Origin of the sequence: Crassaminicella profunda (assembly GCF_019884785.1) — a bacterium.
In the GTDB taxonomy this organism is placed as follows: Bacteria; Bacillota; Clostridia; order Peptostreptococcales; family Thermotaleaceae; genus Crassaminicella; species Crassaminicella profunda.
Map to the genome: position 1 here is coordinate 434,873 of NZ_CP082326.1, position 19,497 is coordinate 454,369.

At 31.3% G+C, this 19,497-nt stretch carries 17 protein-coding genes; 15 read left to right on the plus strand and 2 right to left on the minus strand.

The genetic code is table 11. The annotated features are described in order from the left end of the window. Positions 1 to 36: 36 nt before the first annotated feature. The 5 genes from K7H06_RS01805 (at position 37) to K7H06_RS01825 (ending at position 3,434) form a co-directional block, all read left to right on the plus strand. On the plus strand, positions 37 to 897 hold the full coding sequence (locus K7H06_RS01805) for a YitT family protein (protein ID WP_223038281.1): 861 nt from the start codon (positions 37 to 39) through the stop codon (positions 895 to 897). A 44-nt stretch (positions 898 to 941) separates the two neighbouring features. Further along, complete coding sequence (locus K7H06_RS01810) at positions 942 to 1,748, plus strand: transketolase (RefSeq protein ID WP_223039903.1); 807 nt, start codon at positions 942 to 944, stop codon at positions 1,746 to 1,748. Continuing rightward, the gene (locus K7H06_RS01815) at positions 1,748 to 2,686 is read left to right on the plus strand and encodes a transketolase family protein (RefSeq protein ID WP_223038282.1); all 939 of its coding nucleotides are present in this window, start codon (positions 1,748 to 1,750) and stop codon (positions 2,684 to 2,686) included. The genes K7H06_RS01810 and K7H06_RS01815 overlap by 1 nt, the downstream gene beginning before the upstream one ends. An 86-nt stretch (positions 2,687 to 2,772) precedes the next feature. Continuing rightward, a complete protein-coding gene (locus K7H06_RS01820; RefSeq protein WP_223038283.1) occupies positions 2,773 to 3,162 on the plus strand; it encodes a type II toxin-antitoxin system RelE/ParE family toxin in 390 nt (129 codons plus the stop codon). Beyond that, the gene (locus K7H06_RS01825) at positions 3,159 to 3,434 is read left to right on the plus strand and encodes a helix-turn-helix domain-containing protein (protein ID WP_223038284.1); all 276 of its coding nucleotides are present in this window, start codon (positions 3,159 to 3,161) and stop codon (positions 3,432 to 3,434) included. Before K7H06_RS01820 ends, K7H06_RS01825 begins: the two co-directional genes overlap by 4 nt. Positions 3,435 to 3,438: 4 nt before the next feature. Here the strand turns inward: K7H06_RS01825 and nhaC (K7H06_RS01830) are convergent, their stop codons facing one another. Further along, positions 3,439 to 4,857: a Na+/H+ antiporter NhaC gene (nhaC, locus tag K7H06_RS01830; protein ID WP_223038285.1), complete on the minus strand. Its 1,419-nt coding sequence runs from the start codon at positions 4,855 to 4,857 to the stop codon at positions 3,439 to 3,441. Between the two features lie 218 nt (positions 4,858 to 5,075). Here nhaC (K7H06_RS01830) and nhaC (K7H06_RS01835) point away from each other — a divergent pair, with 218 nt between their 5' ends. The 6 genes from nhaC (K7H06_RS01835) to K7H06_RS01860 all read left to right on the plus strand — a co-directional run bounded on the left by nhaC (K7H06_RS01835) (position 5,076) and on the right by K7H06_RS01860 (position 13,100). Then, complete coding sequence (nhaC, locus tag K7H06_RS01835; RefSeq protein WP_223038286.1) at positions 5,076 to 6,470, plus strand: Na+/H+ antiporter NhaC; 1,395 nt, start codon at positions 5,076 to 5,078, stop codon at positions 6,468 to 6,470. 30 nt (positions 6,471 to 6,500) lie between these two features. Then, positions 6,501 to 6,914 (plus strand): hypothetical protein, encoded by a 414-nt coding sequence (locus tag K7H06_RS01840; protein WP_223038287.1) that lies wholly within the window; start codon positions 6,501 to 6,503, stop codon positions 6,912 to 6,914. A gap of 769 nt (positions 6,915 to 7,683) precedes the next feature. Then, the gene (locus K7H06_RS01845) at positions 7,684 to 8,151 is read left to right on the plus strand and encodes a protease complex subunit PrcB family protein (protein ID WP_246637608.1); all 468 of its coding nucleotides are present in this window, start codon (positions 7,684 to 7,686) and stop codon (positions 8,149 to 8,151) included. Positions 8,152 to 8,283: 132 nt separating this feature from the next. Beyond that, entirely contained in the window at positions 8,284 to 9,336 is a 1,053-nt protein-coding gene (locus K7H06_RS01850; protein WP_223038288.1) for a LysM peptidoglycan-binding domain-containing protein, read from the plus strand. A 331-nt stretch (positions 9,337 to 9,667) separates the two neighbouring features. Continuing rightward, positions 9,668 to 10,522 carry a hypothetical protein gene (locus tag K7H06_RS01855; RefSeq protein ID WP_223038289.1) on the plus strand — a complete coding sequence of 285 codons (855 nt, stop codon included), beginning with the start codon at positions 9,668 to 9,670 and terminating at the stop codon, positions 10,520 to 10,522. 151 nt (positions 10,523 to 10,673) lie between these two features. Further along, positions 10,674 to 13,100, plus strand: a complete 2,427-nt coding sequence (locus K7H06_RS01860; RefSeq protein ID WP_223038290.1) for a Lon protease family protein — start codon at positions 10,674 to 10,676, stop codon at positions 13,098 to 13,100. A 5-nt stretch (positions 13,101 to 13,105) separates the two neighbouring features. Here the strand turns inward: K7H06_RS01860 and K7H06_RS01865 are convergent, their stop codons facing one another. Next, positions 13,106 to 13,678 (minus strand): 5-formyltetrahydrofolate cyclo-ligase, encoded by a 573-nt coding sequence (locus K7H06_RS01865; protein WP_223038291.1) that lies wholly within the window; start codon positions 13,676 to 13,678, stop codon positions 13,106 to 13,108. A gap of 431 nt (positions 13,679 to 14,109) precedes the next feature. On the opposite strand from K7H06_RS01865, the gene ftsE reads away from it, so the two are divergent. From ftsE to K7H06_RS01885, 4 genes are all read left to right on the plus strand, one after another. Beyond that, positions 14,110 to 14,796, plus strand: coding sequence for a cell division ATP-binding protein FtsE (ftsE, locus tag K7H06_RS01870; RefSeq protein WP_223038292.1), 687 nt, complete (start codon positions 14,110 to 14,112; stop codon positions 14,794 to 14,796). Beyond that, positions 14,780 to 15,682, plus strand: a complete 903-nt coding sequence (ftsX, locus tag K7H06_RS01875; RefSeq protein WP_246637609.1) for a permease-like cell division protein FtsX — start codon at positions 14,780 to 14,782, stop codon at positions 15,680 to 15,682. The genes ftsE and ftsX overlap by 17 nt, the downstream gene beginning before the upstream one ends. Before the next feature lie 23 nt (positions 15,683 to 15,705). Further along, complete coding sequence (locus K7H06_RS01880; RefSeq protein WP_223038293.1) at positions 15,706 to 16,836, plus strand: murein hydrolase activator EnvC family protein; 1,131 nt, start codon at positions 15,706 to 15,708, stop codon at positions 16,834 to 16,836. Between the two features lie 215 nt (positions 16,837 to 17,051). After that, on the plus strand, positions 17,052 to 19,496 hold the full coding sequence (locus K7H06_RS01885) for a sugar phosphate nucleotidyltransferase (RefSeq protein ID WP_246637610.1): 2,445 nt from the start codon (positions 17,052 to 17,054) through the stop codon (positions 19,494 to 19,496). The last annotated feature ends 1 nt before the right edge of the window (position 19,497 follow it).

A 19,497-nucleotide genomic window follows, 5' to 3' on the forward strand; every position in this document is an offset into this window, starting at 1 on the left:
AATATTTTACTATGATATAATAATTGGGGTGAAAATATGGCAGAGAGATTAAAATCTTCAATCTTCTTTGATTATTTGTTGATTACAATAGGAACCCTTATTATAGCTTTTGCAATAGTATTTTTCTTAGGACCCAATATGATTGCACCAGGGGGGGTAACAGGACTAGCTATTGTTATAAAAAAAGTAATAGGAATCCCCATTGATATAACCAACCTAGTAATCAATACCCCGTTGTTTATTATAGGGTTGATGGTTTTAGGTAAAAAATTTGGATTTAAGACTGCTTATGGAACGCTTATGTTATCCCTTTTTATAAGGGTAATCATAACTGTTTTAGGGGATAATATGGTGGGCACAAATGACTTACTATTAGCCAGCCTATATGGTGGTGTAATGGTTGGTGTGGGTATAGGATTTGTATTTAAAGCTGGAGGAACCACAGGTGGGACAGATCTGGCTGGAGCAATTTTAAATAAATATATACCAAGCCTGAGTATACCTAAACTCATGATGTGCATTGATTTAACCATTGTTATTAGTGCAGGTATTGTAAATGGAAAGCTAGAAACAGCTCTTTATTCTGTTATGGCTCTGTATATAATCGTAAAAATTGCAGATTTTATCATTGAGGGATTAAATTATGCAAAAGCATTCTTTATTATTTCTAATGATTCAGAAAAAATAGGACAAGCTATAATGAAGGATCTTGATAGGGGTGCTACAATTCTTCAAGGAAGAGGTATGTATACAGGAAAGGATAAAGATGTGATTCTTTGTATTGTGGATAGGTCACAAGTGACAAAGCTCAAAAACATCGTGAATGGGATTGATCAAAATGCTTTTATGATGGTGACTACTATTCATGAAGTATTAGGAGAAGGTTTTAAAAAATAATTATACATAAGGAGGGTTTCAGGTTGGCAAAAGTAGATTATGAAATGTTAAAGAAAAATGCCACAGAGATTCGAAAAGGAATTATTAAAGCAGTACATGCAGCTGGATCTGGTCATCCAGGAGGGTCATTATCTGCTGCAGATATTTTAACTACATTATATTTTTATAAGATGAAAGTAGATCCTAAAAATCCTAAATGGGAAGAAAGAGATAGATTTGTACTATCAAAGGGACATGCAGCACCTGTTCTTTATGCAACCTTAGCAGAAAAAGGATTTTTTCCTAAAGAAGAGCTATTAAAATTAAGACATATGGGTGCTATGCTACAAGGTCATCCTGATATGAAAAGAGTACCAGGGGTTGAAATGTCTACAGGTTCTTTAGGACAAGGATTTTCATGCAGTATTGGTATGACATTGTCTTCTAAGCTTGATGGAAAAGACACTCGCGTTTATGCATTACTTGGAGATGGTGAAGTACAAGAAGGTCTTGTTTGGGAGGCTGCAATGGCTGCTAGTCACTACAAGCTAGGTCAATTAACTGCAATACTTGATTATAATGGTATGCAAATAGATGGATTAAATGATGAAGTTATGACCATTAATCCTATAAAGGACAAATGGGAAAGTTTTGGATGGCATGTATTAGAAATAGATGGACATAATTTTGAAGAAATTATAAAAGCTCTTGATGAGGCAGAGGAAATAAAAGATCAACCGACTATGATTATCGCAAAGACGATTAAAGGAAAAGGCGTTTCATTTATGGAAAATCAAGTGGGTTGGCATGGTAGCGCACCTAAGGATGAAGAAGCAGAAAAAGCATTAAAGGAATTAGGAGGTGCCAATTAATGAGTCAAAAAATTGCTACAAGAGAAGCCTATGGAAAGGCACTAGCAGCTTTAGGAAAAGTAAATGAAAATGTGGTTGTATTAGATGCAGATTTATCAAAATCAACAAAGACAGCAATGTTTCAAAAGGAATTTCCAAATAGATTTTTCAATATGGGAATAGCAGAACAAAACTTAATGGGAACAGCAGCAGGATTTTCAACATGTGGAAAAATCCCATTTGCAAGTACTTTTGCTATGTTTGCTACAGGAAGAGCTTTTGAAATCATCAGAAACTCTGTATGTTATTCAAAGCTAAATGTAAAGGTATGTGCAACTCATGCAGGTATTACTGTAGGGGAAGATGGAGCTTCTCATCAAGCCTTAGAGGATTTAGCTGTTATGAGAGCTATCCCGAATATGGTAGTACTAAATCCAGCAGATGCTGTATCAGCAGAAAAAGCGGTATTTGCTATGGCAGAATATGATGGACCTGCCTATGCAAGATTTGGTAGAGCCGCAGTTCCTGTAATTTATGATGAAGATATGACATTCGAAATCGGAAAAGGAATAGAAGTAAAAGAAGGTAAAGATGCTACCATTATTGCAACAGGAATTTTAGTTGCAGAGGCTCTAGAGGCAAGAGAACTTCTATCAAATGAAGGAATTGAAGCAAGAGTCATCGATATGCATACAATCAAGCCTATCGATATAGAAATTATCGTAAAAGCTGCTAATGAGACAGGTGCCATTGTTACAGCAGAAGAGCATAATGTTATTGGTGGACTTGGATCAGCTGTAGCTGAGGTACTAGTAGAAAATAAACCAGTGCCAATGAAAAGAATCGGAACGCAAGATACTTTTGGTGAATCTGGAAAGCCAAAGGAATTGATGGAAAAATATGAGTTAACGGCGAAGGATATTGTAAAGGCTGTTAAATCAGTTATTAAAATGAAATAGTGGTAGGATTCATTTGAAAAATGATGCTGAGAGATGTTACATCTCTCAGCATTTTTATTAGGGAGGGGTTGATTTGACTAGTATAATTGTTTGTATTAATATATAATAGAATTATGAATGGAACAATTATTTTTTATAATGAATACAATGAATATCCTGTGATTGACTTTATTGAGAATCTTACATCAGGAGAAAAAGCAGAAATAATTCGTTATTTTGATTTATTAGAAGAATATGGAATAAAATTAGGATGTCCATATATACAAAAAATTGGAAAAAAACATAATCTATGGCAGTTAAAGATTCCCTATGGGAAAAAAGATTTATATTTTATTTTTTTAAATAAAAAAGATAAGGATTTCATTTTTCTTCATGGATTTAGAAATGTTCGAGAGACGAATATAAAAGAGGAATTGGAGGTTGCATTAAATCGGACTCTTGAATATGAGCAAAGAAAGGAGGATTCTTTAGGATGAAGTGGAGAGAGTATAGAGAAGAGTTAGTAAAAGATCAAGGATGCAAAAGTGAGCTTTATGATAATGAATTAAATTATAAGTTAGTAAGAGAAATCGTTCGATACAGAAAGGAAAGAAATCTTACTCAAAAGGAATTAGCAGAGATTATTGGGACAAAACAATCGGCCATATCTCGATTAGAATCAGGAAGGATGAATCCATCTGTAGATTTTTTAGTGAAAGTAGCCAATGCTTTGAATATGAAATTAGATATTAAGTTTATTACGGAATAATTTATTATAAATCTAATCCTTCCTTTTCTATTACCTCTTCTAATATATTTTTATTATAAAAAAGTCCCCATCCTATATAGGCCATAAAAATTGCAAGAAATGGATTAATTAAATTAAAAAAGGCAAAGGGTAAGTAGGAAAAGGTTGCTACCCCTAAAGTTGCTGCCTGATATGCGCCACATCCATTCCAAGGACAGAGTGGAGACCATAAAGTAGCTCCATCTTCTAATGTTCGAGATAAAACTCTTCTATCTAAGTGCATTTGGTCATATAAAAAGGCGTAAGCTCTACCAGGAACAATAATAGAAAGATATTGATCTGTTAAAATAAAATCACTTAAGATACTGGTAAAAATGGTTGTTCCAATTAAACCAGGTATACTTTTTACCTTTCTAATAATCCCTTCTAATAATACTTCTGTTAATTTTGCTTTTTCCATAATACCACCAAAAGCTAAAGCAAATATAATCAAAGAAATAGTCCACATCATAGAATGAAAACCTCCACGGGTTAAAAGCGTGTCAACAACTTTTATACCTGTATGAGATTGATAGCCAAAATGCAGTACTAAAAAAACGTCCTCTAAAGAACGATTTTGAAAAATAATAGACCAAATTCCTCCTAAAAGAGCACCAAAAAATAGGGAAGGGATAGGGTGTATTTTTTTTATAGCTGCTAGAAAGATAAAAATAGCAGGAATCATGACAATCGGTTTAATATTAAATTGATTTATTAGTGCATTTTGAATTAATTCTACTCTAGTTGAATCAAATTCTCCATAAACAGATTGAAGTCCAACAATGGCATAGATCATGAGTGATATACAAAAGCTTGGCAAAGTCGTATAGACCATAGAGCCAACATGAGAATATAAGTTGGTTTCAGCAGTGGCAGCCGCAACGTTTGAACTATCAGAAAATGGGGATAATTTGTCTCCAAAATAGGCACCAGAGATGACCATTCCTGCAGCCAAGGCTGGATTGATATTTAATCCAGAAGCAATGCCCATTAGTGCAACTCCTACTGTTCCAGAAGAAGTCCATGAACTTCCTGTAGCAAAGGAAACAATAGCACAAATGATACAACCAGTAACTAAAAATATTTTAGGTTCAATCAAATCCAAACCATAATAAACCATGGCAGGAATAGTCCCTGAAGAAATCCAGGTTCCAATGAGCATACCTACAATATGAATAATAACAATGGATTCTACAGCCCTATAGACACTTTGTAAAATGCTTAATCGAATATCAGTCCAATCATATCCTAGCCTAAGTGCCATCATTGCAGCAATAACACATCCAAAAACCAATGGAATATGAGGTTCTAAGTTAAATGCATATAATGCTAATACTAAAAAAAGTCCTAATCCTAAAACGGGTATGAATGCTTCTAGTAAAGATGGCTTTCGACGTGGTTTCATTGATTTATTCTCCTTTGAAATTTAGCAATCCCTAGTCAAATTGTAACAAATTATACTATTTTATTCAATTCAGTAAAGATTTTTTCAAAGTATTTATCATTGACAACATATAACATATACGATATATTATAACATATAAGATATATTATAACATATAAGATATATTATAACTTATATGTTATAATATGAAATTATTTTTAATAAAGGAGGAAAAAGAAATGAGTCAGCAACGAAAACCATTGTTTTGGGAAGCATTAGTTCCTGTATTGTCAATGACCATCATTATTGTAGTTACCATATTGAAGTGGGGGTTAGAACCTCATATACCTATTGTTATGGCATGTTTAATTGCAGCTATTATGGCAAAAAAAGTTGGATGTGATTGGAATGATATTCGAAGTGGAATGATTGAGAGTATTTTTAGAGCTGTTGAAGCATTAATCATTGTAATGATTGTAGGTATGCTCATTGGGACTTGGGTTTTAGGTGGAATTGTTCCAGGAATGGTATACTATGGATTAGCCTTGATTTCTCCAAGTATTTTTCTTGTAACAGGAGCTATTCTTTGTGCTATTGTTTCTCTAGCAACTGGTAGTGCTTGGACTTCATCAGGGACTATTGGGATTGCCTTAATGGGAATTGCAGCAGGCTTAGGTGTAAATCCTGCATTAGCTGCTGGTATGGTTATCTCTGGTGCCTATTTTGGAGATAAGTTATCACCTCTTTCAGATAGTACCAATGTTGCAGCTGCTACTGCAGAGACGAATCTTTATGATCATGTAGGTGCTATGATGTATACAACGATTCCTAGTTTTATTATTGCACTTATTATCTATGGGATTATTGGATTAAAATTTGGAGGAGGAGATTTTGATACATCTAGAGTTCAATTAATTCAAGAAACTATTTTATCTCAATTTCATATTACTCCTTGGATCTTAGTACCTCCTATTATCGTTATTATCTCAGCTGTAAAAAGAATTCCAGCTATTCCTTCTTTATTAGGTGGAGCCATTGTTGGTGGTATTTGGGCTATGATTTTTCAAGGTAAGGGAATTGGAGATGTCCTTTCTGCTTTTCATTATGGATATACTAGTGATACAGGAGTAGCTATTGTAGATAAATTATTAACTCGTGGTGGAGTTGATTCCATGATGTGGACTATATCTTTGATTATATTTGCATTAGCCTTTGGAGGAATTTTAGAAAAAGCACGTTTTGCAGAAGTAATCATGGAAAAAATTATTGTAAGAATCAAAACCGTAGGAGGATTAGTAGTAGCTACGATTATTACTGGAATTGTATCAGATTTTGTATTGACAGACCAATATTTATCTATTTTAGTGCCAGGAAGAATGTTTGCACCCGTTTATGATAAGATGGGATTAGAAAGAAGGTTTTTATCTCGCACATTAGAAGATGGTGGAACTCTTTGGTCTCCTATGTTTCCATGGAATGGATGTGGTGCTTATCAATCAGCAACTTTAGGAGTTGCTACTTTTTCCTATTTACCATTTGCTTTCATGAATTTAATCAATCCTATTGTAGCAATTATATTTGCTTATATTGGATTTGGTATATTTAGAAAAAAAGATCAAAATGTATCTGCTTAAAATATAAATGATTGAATAGGTGAGGATATGATGAAAATAAAAACTTATTCAGGTAAAAAAACAAGTATTTGGGTTAAAATAATGTTAATATTATTTGGAGGAGTCTTGATTATTGTCAATGTATTAGCAAAAGAATGTTTTGGAATAATTAGTGGAAGTTTGCTTATTTATCTTTCTACATATAAAAAAGAAGTAAATATTATTTCAGAAGGAATCAAAATGGATACAACATGTTTTTGGATGAAACATGAACAGGTCATCTATTTTAAAAATATGACCCATTTAAAAATTGAACAAATAGGGGATAAAACTATCCTACATTGTGTACAACAATATTTAGGTAGAAAAATTATTGTGGATACAAAATCCATTGAAAAAGTTATGGATTGGGTTCAAGAAAAAAATAATAAGATTGTTATAGAAACTGTTCCTATGAAAGCTTAAGTAGAAATAAGGTAATGAAAGATTTCATTGCCTTATTTTTATGTGTTTTTTTAGTTGAAGAAATCTGAAAATACAAAGCTTAAAGAAAGATAAGAAATAGAAAAAAACAAATTTGCTATAGAGGGAATCAAGAACATGGCAGAAAATAAAGCATAAATAACAAGGCTAGAAAAATAAATATTGAGAGAGGTAATATGTAAATTTCGATAACGAAAAAATAGATGAAATGATAAAAACACAAAGAATAAATACAATGGAGCCATACAAGAAAATACAAATGAAATATTTTTGATTAATGAATACTGGTTGTGAAATAATAAAATGCTATTAAAAAAACAGGTAATAAATAGAAAGAGAATAGTTAAATCTAAGAGTTTGTTTAAATGAGAAAGATTAGAAGATACATCTATTAATTCTTTAAGATCTTTATAAGTAAAAAAGACACATAACATGGTAAATAACATATTTGAAAAACTCAGTATATTTTTATAAATGGAAATGTTTGTGAAGTGGAATAACGCGATGATGATTAGATTTGTAAAGAAAAGATATAGACCAATAAAAAAGTGTTCTTCAAATTTTTCATTTAAGTGTAGTAGCAAAAAAATCAACTCCTTTTTAATTGTTCTAAATTGACGAATTATTCTAATAATTTAATAATACCATAAAAAAGTTATCTTAAAAATAATATATCCAAATTCCTTTAGAATATTTGTACCCCTTTTGGAATAAGCTTTAGTATATATAGAGGTAAAAAGGGGGGAGTCTAGTGAGAGGAAAACTTAATCTTAAGAGGCTAAATTGGAAGAAAATTTTGATTGTAGCTATTGTGATGATGGTCATTATAGCAGCGATTTTTGCTGTTAAATATTTTGTAAAGGATGATGATAGCGTGCCTTTTGAAGTATTAAGCGAGGAACAAATCCCACAAAAGATTCAAGAAATATTGCCAAGATACAAAAGTTTAGAAAGAGCACTGGCGTGTAAAGTAGATGGAGAAATATTTGTTATTGCAACAAGAGGAGAAAAGCCTACTGGTGGATATGCGATTCAAATAGATGGCATTGAGAAAGTAAAGATAGATGATCAAACAAAGGTGGTTGTTTATACGACCTTTAAAGATCCAAAACCAGGGGATATTGTTACCCAGGTTATTACATATCCCTTTGTTGTAGTAAAGACAGATTTAACGGATTTACCAGACAAAATAGAATTAAAAGTAAAATATAACGATTAAAGTATAAATTGGCAATGGCCTGTATCCTTAGATACAGGCCATTGCCATTATTTACATAGATGATTTTAAAGGATTATGTCGAATTATGTAAACTGGAGAAGGTTAACATAACTTGACAGGAGGAACGCTAGGATGAATTTAAAAAAGATATTTATTTCTTGTACCTTAGGAACAACTCTTTTTTTAGGAAGTATTGGTATTACTCATGGACAAACATATACCGTACAGAGTGGTGATGCATTTTGGAAAATTGCTTATGAACATGGGGTAAGTACAAAGGCCTTATTGGAAGCGAATGATATGGATGAAAATACAATCATCTATCCAGGACAGAATTTGATTATTCCTGTGAAAGAGACCATTCATACTGTGCAATCAGGAGATACTTATTGGACCATTAGTCAAAAATATGGAGTGAATTTTAAAGAATTACTAATATATAATGGAGCTGATGAAAATACATGGCTAAATATTGGAGACAAGGTGAAAATACCTTCTAGCAATGGTACCGATAGTAGTAATATAGAAAGTAATATGAATAAAGGTAGCGATGAAACAAATAATGATAGTATCAATCAGAATAATCAAGAACCTTATGTAACTTATATGAATTATACAGTAAAATCAGGAGATGATCCTTGGAAGCTATCTATTGAATATGGTGTACCTATGATAGAGATATTAAAAGCAAATAATATGAACGAAAAGGAATGGTTGAATATTGGAGATGTGATTAAAATCCCTGTTCACCATGTACCTGTAAAAGCTACACCTGGGGCTAAGTATGGAGAAAACTTGGATTGGTGGACAGGGGCTCAATATGTTGTTCCTATTGGTGCAGAATTCACTTTAATTGATTTTGCAACAGGGAAGAGATGGAAAATGAAAAGAACCATAGGAGCAAATCATGCAGACTGTGAGCCATTAACAAAAATAGATACAGCTATTATGAAAGAAGTTTGGGGAGGCGTTTTTAGCTGGGAAAGACGTCCTGTGATTGTTGAATATAATGGAAGAAAAATTGCAGCATCAGCAGCAACTACGCCTCATAGTATTCAGTATATAACAAACAATAATTTTGATGGACATATGGATCTTCACTTTTTAAATAGTACAAGACATAAGGATGGAGAAATAGACTGGGAACATCAAAAAAATATAAAAATAGCAGCAGGAATTAAATAAAAAAGTACTGCAGGTCATTTAAGACTTGCAGTATTTTTTTGAAAATAGCATTAAATCATTTATTTAAGAATATAGCAGCTTTATGAAGGAATATAAATTTAATACTGGTAGAATGATAGGGTTTAGATCATTGAAGAACTATATAAATAGTGAAAATGTAGATAGGAACCAAAAAATGTTAATATGTGGCATCTCGTTATGCTATACTTATAGAAGTAATTTGCATTTGCTTTTCTATGATTTTAATAAATGAAGATAAAATAAACTTATAATATATTTTTGATTTTGATGCTGTTCATCTATAGATTTATTAAAAAAAAGGAGAGAAAAAATGAAGAAAAAAGAAGTGGTAATGACAATAGCAATTGCTGTCTTGCTTGTTTTAAATATTAGAACAGGTTACAAGCTACAAGAACTTCAAAATACCCTGTCTAGCGTAAAATCATCTATTAATCATTTACATGGAAGCTTTGGTAGTATTGATAGTAATATTAGAGAGACCCTTGCAGATATTAGAAAAGAGCATATGTGGATTGTTGATAAAGATTATGATCTTTTCAATGTAGAAAATAAATTTGAACAAGCAAAGATTACTTTCAATTGGACATTTAGAGAACTAGGGAAAAATGATAAAGTGTATGTGTTATATGGAGAAGAAAATAATAGACAAGTAGAAAAATGGAATAAGCTAGAACCTATTCCTGTGGATGGATTAAATTATAAAGGAGAAGTAAATCTGTTTTACGATAAAAATTATCAATTTCAGGTAGTTGCAGAAAATAGTAATAGCAAAAAAACGGAAAAACTGATGAATATCAATTTATATGATGAATTAATGGATCGAATGGATTTTGAGGCGTATTTTCCAAGTATGAGTCATTCAGAAATAGAAGTTTATGCAAGGATTGAAAATTTTTACCGTGGTTTAGAAGCACTTAAAATAAAAAGAGCAAAAGCAAATATTTATTATGAAGGGAAAGTAATAAAAACCATAAATCTAACAGATATTGCTAAAAAAAAATATAGACATGGGGATATAGACACGTGGGAATATGAGAATACATTTAAATTTAATGATTTATTTAAAAATATGACATACAGTGAATTGGAAGATCATCCTAAAATACAAATTATTGTTCAAGATTATACAGGAAGAGAATATAAAAGTAAATTAAGAGATTTCTAAAAAAGGTTAGCCAAATGCTAACCTTTTAAATTTTTGTAGAAGGATTCATCATAAAATCAATCTATAAAATCAAAAAATTACAAAACTAAATTTTATCTATATACATAAGTGGGTATATATAAATATAAACTAAGATAGGGAGGTTTGATGAATGATTGAAAAATATGAAGTACCTATAGAAAAACTAAAAAATAAATGTGATATGAATTGTTTTGATTTTAATTCAACGGTAGATCTTTATCCATTGCAAGGAATTATCGGTCAAAGACGAGCAGCAAAAGCATTAGAATTCGGACTAGATATTAAGAAAAAGGGATATAACATATTTGTATCGGGTCAAAGTGGAACGGGAAGGAATAGTTATGCCTTGGCTATTACAGAAAAAAAGGCAGAAAGCAAGGAAATACCAGATGATTGGCTTTATGTACATAATTTTAAGAATCCAGATAGTCCCATTGTTTTACATGTAATGAGTAGTACAGGAAAAATTTTAAAAAAAGATATAGCAAACATGATTGAGTTACTTAGAAAGGAAATTCCTAAGGTTTTTACAAGTAAAGAATATGAAAATCAAAAAAGTGTATTGAGACAACAATATCAAAATTATTCTCAAGAAATCATCGATGCCTTAAATGAAATGGGGAAAAAATATGGTTTCATTTTTGATCAATCAGAAAAAGGATTAATTAGCATACCTTTAAAAGATGGACGTGCCATGAGTGAGGAAGAATATAAAAATTTAAATCCTGAAGAACTAGAAGAATTAAGAAAAAATTCTAATGAACTCAGTTTAGAAACCATTGATGTATTTAATAAGCTCAGAACCTTAGAAGAAGAATATAGAAACAATGTAAAAGCATTAGATGAAAAAATGTCCTTAGATGTAGTCACTTTTCATATGAATGAAGTGAAGAAAAAATTTGAAGAGAGACAATGTGTGATAGAATATTTAAAAAATCTAAAAGAAGATATTATTGAGCACATCAGTAAGTTTAAAGGGGAAAAAAATGAAGAGATGAAGAATCCCTTTGCAATGTTACAAAGATCATCAGAAACTTTCTTTGATAGATATCTAGTAAATCTTTTTATTGATCATAGTGAAAAAACAGGTGCACCTATTGTGAATGAAACCAATCCAAGCTATTATAATTTGATTGGTAGAATTGAGTATAAAAATGAATTAGGTGTGATGAAAACAGATTTTACACAAATAAAGCCAGGGGCCCTTCATCAAGCTAATGGAGGATATTTAATCCTACAAGCTAAGGATTTACTCACAAACCCATTTGCGTGGAATGCATTAAAACGTGCTTTAAAAACAAATAAAATCAATATTGAAGGGCTAGATAAGCAGGTAGGATATGTAGTCACCTCAACATTAAAGCCCCAGCCCATACCTATGGATATAAAGGTGATCTTAATAGGAGATCCATATACTTATTCTATGCTTTATTACTATGATGAGGATTTTAAAAAATTATTTAAAATTATGGCTGATTTTGACATTGAGATGGATCGAAATGATGAAAATATCTATAAAATGGCTAGATTTATTGCAACCCATTGTGAAAAAGAGGGCCTTATGCATTTTGATAGAAGTGCTGTGGGAAAAATGATTGAATATAGTTCAAGGCTTGCAGATGATCAAAACAAGCTTAGCTCTAGGTTTAACCAAGTGGTTGAAATTTTATATGAAGCAGATCGTTTTGCAGAAATGATGGATTCAAATGTTGTCAAGCTTGAACATATTGAAAAAGCCATCAGTGAGAAGAAATATAGAAACAATAAATATGAAGAAAAAATCCTCCAAATGTTTGAGGACGGAAGTCTTTTACTAGATGTAGAAGGAGAAAAAATCGGAGAAATCAATGGACTAGCTGTTACAGGAACAGGGGAATATAGCTTTGGAAAACCAAGTAAAATTACAGTTGCTACATTTAGAGGAAAGAGTGGTATTGTTAATATAGAAAGGGAAGTAAAAAAGAGTGGAAGTATTCATGATAAGGGCGTACTCATCTTAAATGGATATATTGGACAAAAATTTGCTCAAGAAAGGCCATTGTCTTTATCAGCCAGTATTGTATTTGAACAATTATACTCAGGCGTAGATGGAGATAGTGCATCTAGTACAGAGCTTTATGCACTCCTTTCAAGTCTATCAGAGGTTCCTATAAAGCAATATATTGCAGTAACTGGTTCCGTTAATCAAAGAGGACAAATTCAACCTATTGGTGGGGTTAATGAAAAAATAGAAGGATTCTTTAAAGTATGTAAATTAAAGGGTTTGACAGGAAAACAAGGAGTAATGATTCCCCATCAAAATGTGAAAAATCTAATGCTTGCGGATGAAGTCATCCAAGCAGTTGAAAATGAAATGTTTCATATTTATGCTGTAAAGACAATAGAAGAAGGAATTGAAGTATTAACAGACGAAAAGGCAGATGATAAAAAGAAAGATGGTACTTATGAAGAAGGAACTGTGTATCATCTTGTGAGTAAAAAGCTTCAAGCCTTTTCAAAAGATGGGCAAAAGAATCAAAAGAAAAAGAAAAGGAAAAAAACAAATAGGGCAGAGTAGCTGCCCTATTTACATGAAAAGATTTGGGTTTCTGTAATGATAAAATCAACTGGATAATCAAAAGAATCATTAGGAACCTGATCAATGATTTGTAAATCAAAGGCTAGACCAATTGATGGAATATCTTTTGAAAGTTTATCTAAAAAACGATCATAATAACCGCCACCATATCCAATCCGATACCCTTCTCTGTCAAAGGCTACTCCAGGAACAATAATCAAATCTAAAATAGCTTTATTGACTTTTCTGATATATTCTTTTTTTGGTTCTAAAATACCATAAGTCCCTTTTGTAAGTTCTTCTTTTGGATCTAAAAGCTTGGATAAAATCATTTCTTTTGTTTTTGGAACACTGATAGGCAGGATAACATTTTTATTTGAAGATAGTAAATCTTTAATGATTAAATGAGTCTTCACTTCATTTCTAAAATCCATGTAAATCATGATGTTTTTTGCATTTTTGTATAAGTCTAAAGTTTTTAATTTATGAAAAATATTTGTACTTTTTAAGCAAATCATCTCATTAGAAAGTGATTTTCTGCTTTCTAATATTTTTTGACGAATCTTTTTTTTATCCATACGAACCCCTCCTATGAACTTTGATTTTATCTTTAAAAAAATAGATAGAGTAAATGATAGATTTAATAACAAAACAAGTCATATAGTGATAATATTTAATATTTATTAAAAATAACCTTTAAAAATTTGAAGGTTATTTTTAGGAATAATTATATTTGGTTTATAGGGCTAGAAAAACAACAATAAATGAGAATAGCATTGATTTAATTGTTGAAAGATAAGCTATTTTAAAATAATTATACCAAAAATGTTAAAAATTAAAAATAAAAAGAGGAATAGGATTTGGAAATTACAAAAAAAAATAATATAATAGACTCAGAAGTTTATATTTTTTTGAAGAAATAAGCCAAATGAACCAGAAATTTATAATAAAAGGATAGAGGAAATGTAGAAGGATATGTAGAATTATATAACTTTAGGAGTTGATAAAGGTGATAAAATTTTTAAATGTTACAAAAGAGTATGGAAAAGGTGTCAGAGCTCTTTCAAATATAAGTATACACATAGAAAAGGGAGATTTTGCCTTTGTGGTAGGACCTAGTGGTGCAGGAAAATCAACCTTTATTAAATTATTATTGAAAGAAATAGAACCAACAAAAGGAAAAATCAGTATTCATGGGATGGATATTACAAGACTTAGCACAAGAAAGATTCCAGAGCTTAGAAGGAAAATAGGTGTGGTTTTTCAAGATTTTAGGCTTCTTTCAAATAAAACAGTTTATGAAAATGTAGCTTTTGCTATGGAGATTATTGAAGCTACTCCAAAGGAAATTAGAAGACAAGTTCCAACAATTCTTGCTATGGTAGGTCTTAGTGGAAAGGCAAAAATGTATCCCCATGAGCTTTCAGGGGGAGAACAGCAGAGAGTTTCCATTGCCCGTGCCATTGTAAACAGTCCATCTGTTTTAATTGCAGACGAGCCTACAGGAAATCTAGATCCAGATACAGCATGGGAAATTATGAAGCTTATGAAACAAATTAATCGAAGAGGAACAACCATTGTTATGGCTACACATGCCAAAGAAATAGTAGATATGATGCAGCAACGGGTTATTGCAATAGAATGTGGTAAAATTGTGCGAGATGATAAGAAGGGTGTGTATGGCTATGAAAACTAGAACCATATCCTATATGGTCAAACAAGGATTTAAAGGTTTTTGGCGCAATCGTATTATGGGGACGGTATCTGTAGTGTCTATTACTTGTGTATTAATGATTTTAGGGATTGTATTTATGATTGTATTAAATATAAACAGTTTGGCAGAAACAGCAAAAGGACAGTTTGATTCTATACAAGTGTATTTAAAAGATGACTTAACACAGAGCCAAATAGAAAACATGGGGGGGCTTATTAAAGGAATCGATGGCATAGAATATGTGGATTTTTTATCTAAGGAAGAAGCTTTACAAAATATGAAAAAAAAGTGGGGAGAAAACGGGTATCTTTTAGAAGGACTTGAGAAAAATCCTCTTCCCAATTCATATATTATTAAGCTAAAGGATATATCCTATGCAGATTATGTAGTCAGTCGAGTAGAGGGATTGCAAGGATTAGACGAGGTAAAATATTATAAAGATATTGTAGAAAAACTTTTAAAGATTACCAATTTCATAAGGTTGGCAGGAATTATTGTGATTGGTATTTTAATACTTATTTCCATGTTTGTTGTTGGAAATACCATTAAACTAACGGTTATTGCACGAAGTAGAGAAATTAACATTATGAAATATGTAGGTGCTACCAATTGGTTTATTCGATGGCCTTTTTTAATAGAAGGAGTGTTGTTAGGATTAATGGGATCATTGATTGCTCTTTTCATTGTTGGCTTTAGTTATAAACGTATATTTGATTTTATCACACAAAAGTTGTATGTGATGATTTCAGCATATATGATTCCAGCACCTGTATTTATTGAAAATACAGCTATTATTTTCATCGTGTTAGGTATGGGAATTGGTGCTTTAGGAAGTATATTCTCCATGAGAAAATTCTTAGAAGTATAAAAGTTATTAGGGGGAATTAGGTAATGAAAATAAAATACAAAAGATTATTTGTTGTGGTGGTAACCACCCTATCTTTACTCATTACAGGAAATACTTTTGCATTAAATGGGACGAGTGATCAGAATAAACTTAATCAAGTAAACAATCAGATTAATCAAGCACAAAGAGAATTGAATGCTAATAAAAAGAAACAAAAAAGCATTAATGCTCAAATAAACGAATTAGATAGAAAGATTGATAAAACAGAAAGAGAAATAGATGATATCAATGTAGAGATGAATAAGACAAAAAAGAAAATTACTAAGGCAAAAGAAGAGTTAGTACAAGCAGAAAATAATATTGATAATAAAAATGATACATTAAATGCTAGGTTAGAGGTAATGTATAAAAATGGAGATATTGGATATGCAGAAGTACTTCTTGACTCAGAAAGTATTACAGACCTTTTATCTAACTTAGATATGCTCAAAAAAATATTTCATCAGGATATGGATTTACTAGCTTATATGAAAGAACAAAGAGATGAAATCAATACAAAGAAAAGAACACTAGAAAGTCATAAGAGCAGCATGAGTGCTATGCTTAAAAATATGAATAGTAAGCAAAAAGAGTTAGAAGTAAGTAGAGGTGAAATACGTAGCGTCAAGGAAGACTTGAAGAAGAATAGCAAAGAGCTAGAAAAGCAAATTGATGCAATGAATGCTTATGCACAAAAAATTGCTGAAGAGATTAGAAGAAAACAATCAGGAGGAAAATATATAGGTGGAAAATTGGCTTGGCCAGCGCCTGGATATACAAGAATTACATCTCCTTATGGATATAGAATTCATCCAATTCTTAAGAGAAAGAAATTGCATACAGGAATAGATATAGGGATTAAATACGGAAAGCGTATTGTAGCTGCAGGAGATGGAACTGTTATAAAAGCAGGTTGGTATGGTGCTTATGGAAAAGCAGTAATGATTGATCATGGTGGTGGGATTATAACCTTATATGGTCATAACTCTAAGCTTGTTGTAAGGGAAGGACAAAAAGTAAAAAGAGGTCAAACTATTTCAAAATGTGGTAGTACAGGTTGGTCTACTGGTGCTCATCTTCATTTTGAAGTGAGGAAAAATGGAAGCCCTACAGATCCAATTCCTTGGGTAAAATAGATAAATTAGGTCATATACTTTAAGTATATGGTCTTTTTTTTTATGAAAAAGTGAATATTCATGATGCTCCTTGAATATAATAATTAACATGTCTAAGTATTAATAACTTAAATAATCGGTATTTTTTTGGAAATGATAAATAATAGAGCATTCCACATACAGTTAGTGCTTCTAGACATTTTAGAAAAGGAGTGGTTCGTATTAAAGGAGTAATTATGGCAGGTGGAAAAGGAACAAGATTAAGACCTCTTACTTGTGGGATTCCAAAACCAATGGTTCCTATTTTCAATAAACCTGTAATGGAATATTCAATTGAATTATTAAAAAAATATGGGATTGATGATATAGCTGTTACAATGGCTTATCTTCCTTCAGTCATAACGGATTATTTTGGAGAAGGAGAAGAATGGAAGGTTCATCTGAATTATTTCATAGAAGATATCCCTCTTGGAACAGGAGGAAGTGTAAAAAATGCAGAAGAATTTTTAGATGATACATTTATTGTAATTAGTGGAGATGCTTTGACAGATATAGATATAAAAAAAGCAATAGCGTATCATAAAAATAAAAAATCAAAAGCAACATTGGTACTAAAAAAAGTTTCTGTTCCATTAGAATATGGTGTAGTCATTACAGATGAGATGGGAAAAATCATTAGATTCTTAGAAAAGCCAAGCTGGGGTGAAGTATTTAGTGATACGGTGAATACAGGCATTTATATATTAGAGCCTGAAGTGTTAGATTATTATAAAAAAGGGGACAAATTTGATTTTAGTAAAGATCTCTTTCCAAAATTATTAAAGGATCAAGTACCTATGTATGGCTACGTTATGGATGATTATTGGAATGATATTGGAGATTTGACCTCTTATATGAAAACCCAATTTGATATATTGGAAGGAAAAGTGAAATTTAAATTAGATTGTAAAGAATTTGAAAAAGAAGTTTGGATAGATGAAGGTGTAACCATAGGAGAAGATGTAAAGTTATCACCTCCAGTTTTTATTGGAAAAAACTCCAAAATACATAGTAATGCAGCCATTCAATCTTTTACGATTATTGGAGAAAATTGTGAAATAGGAAAAGAAACTACTTTAAAAAGAAGTATATTGTGGAAAAATATCAAGGTAGGGGGCAATACCCATTTAAGCGGTGCAACGGTTTGTAGCAATACACAAATAAAAAATGGTGTAAATATCTATGAACATTCTGCTGTAGGAAGTGGAAGTGTCTTGTCTAATGGTGTTATTGTAAAACCAAATATAAAAATTTGGCCAGATAAAAAAATTGAGGAAGATACCATTGTTCATCAAAATCTTGTATGGGGAACAAAACAGACCAAAACTATTTTTGGGTACAAGGACATATCTGGAGATATCAATATAGATATTACGCCAGAATTTGCTTCAAGACTTGGTTCTTCCTTTGCTTCAAATTTAAAAAGTGATGCTACAATCGTTGTAAGTAGTGATAAATCTAATGCATGTGATATCATAAAAAATTCTTTTATATCAGGGATTCTTTCAACCGGTGCAGGAGTCATTCATCTAAAAGATGCTTCTATGCCTATGAATCGATTTGGTGTAAGGCATTATGATGCAGATGGTGGTATTCACATTCGTTTGGACTCTTTTCAAAAAGATTTAGCACATATTGAATTTGTAGATAAAAATGGTGCAAATATAGATAGAAATACGGAAAGAAAAATAGAAAATTTATTCAATAGAGATGATTTTAAAAGATGTAACGTTGAAAATGTAAAAAGTGTCATGCATATTGATAATTTTTCATCTTTGTATATGCAAAATGGCATAAAGCTTATGAGTGATTTATCTAAAATTAAGAGGAAAAATCCTAAAGTTATTATCAGTTCAGAGTGCAAAAATGTTTTAAATTTAGCTGAATCTTTTTTTGAATCTATAGGGTGTCAAGTACAATGTGAATATGGTCTACATAAATATAAAAATTTAAATGAATATATAGACGATTTATCCCTTGAGATCAAGAAAAATAAAGGTAGTATTGGAATGATTCTAAGCAGTAATGGAGAAAATATTATATTGATTGATGAGGAAGGAAGGATTGTTGATAGAGAAAGGTATACCCTTTTAGTTACTCAGATATTATTAAAACTTGGCGTAGGCAAAGAAATTATTGTTCCATATACAGCGCCAAAAGTCATTGACCAAATGGCTAAATCTTTTCAAGCGAAAATCATAAGAACAAAAACAGCTCCTAGCTATAGGATGAAGGAAATGTTAAATGGTGATAATAGCGAAAATATGCATTTACAATATATTTTGAATTACGATGCTGTTTTGGCAGCCGGAAAGATTATTGATTTTTTAATCAGTAAAGATTGTAGCTTGAAGGATTTGGTAGATGAACTTCCAAATTTTCATCTTATAAAAAAAGAAATTGCATGTGATTGGCAAGATAAGGGAAGAGTAATTAAAGAAATTATTGTTAATCATCGCAACCAAAATATGGAACTTTTTGAAGGTGTAAAAATTCATGATGATAAGGGATGGGCTCTTATTCTGCCTGATAGTGAAAGAGCTGTATTTAATGTTTATACAGAAGGATTTTCAGAAGAATATGCACAAGAACTTTCAACGCAGTTTAGTCAAAAGGTAGAGAATATATTAAAAAATAAGTAGA

Excerpts from the sequence above, each read along its gene's own strand:
- K7H06_RS01825 (WP_223038284.1), top strand. The coding sequence starts at position 3,159 with ATGAAGTGGAGAGAGTATAGAGAAGAGTTAGTAAAAGATCAAGGATGC.
- K7H06_RS01840 (WP_223038287.1), top strand. The coding sequence starts at position 6,501 with ATGAAAATAAAAACTTATTCAGGTAAAAAAACAAGTATTTGGGTTAAA.
- K7H06_RS01810 (WP_223039903.1), top strand. The coding sequence starts at position 942 with ATGTTAAAGAAAAATGCCACAGAGATTCGAAAAGGAATTATTAAAGCA.
- K7H06_RS01805 (WP_223038281.1), top strand. The coding sequence starts at position 37 with ATGGCAGAGAGATTAAAATCTTCAATCTTCTTTGATTATTTGTTGATT.
- K7H06_RS01850 (WP_223038288.1), top strand. The coding sequence starts at position 8,284 with ATGAATTTAAAAAAGATATTTATTTCTTGTACCTTAGGAACAACTCTT.
- K7H06_RS01815 (WP_223038282.1), top strand. The coding sequence starts at position 1,748 with ATGAGTCAAAAAATTGCTACAAGAGAAGCCTATGGAAAGGCACTAGCA.
- K7H06_RS01880 (WP_223038293.1), top strand. The coding sequence starts at position 15,706 with ATGAAAATAAAATACAAAAGATTATTTGTTGTGGTGGTAACCACCCTA.
- nhaC (WP_223038285.1), bottom strand. The coding sequence starts at position 4,857 with ATGAAACCACGTCGAAAGCCATCTTTACTAGAAGCATTCATACCCGTT.
- K7H06_RS01885 (WP_246637610.1), top strand. The coding sequence starts at position 17,052 with ATGGCAGGTGGAAAAGGAACAAGATTAAGACCTCTTACTTGTGGGATT.
- K7H06_RS01855 (WP_223038289.1), top strand. The coding sequence starts at position 9,668 with ATGAAGAAAAAAGAAGTGGTAATGACAATAGCAATTGCTGTCTTGCTT.
- ftsX (WP_246637609.1), top strand. The coding sequence starts at position 14,780 with ATGGCTATGAAAACTAGAACCATATCCTATATGGTCAAACAAGGATTT.
- K7H06_RS01860 (WP_223038290.1), top strand. The coding sequence starts at position 10,674 with ATGATTGAAAAATATGAAGTACCTATAGAAAAACTAAAAAATAAATGT.
- K7H06_RS01865 (WP_223038291.1), bottom strand. The coding sequence starts at position 13,678 with ATGGATAAAAAAAAGATTCGTCAAAAAATATTAGAAAGCAGAAAATCA.
- nhaC (WP_223038286.1), top strand. The coding sequence starts at position 5,076 with ATGAGTCAGCAACGAAAACCATTGTTTTGGGAAGCATTAGTTCCTGTA.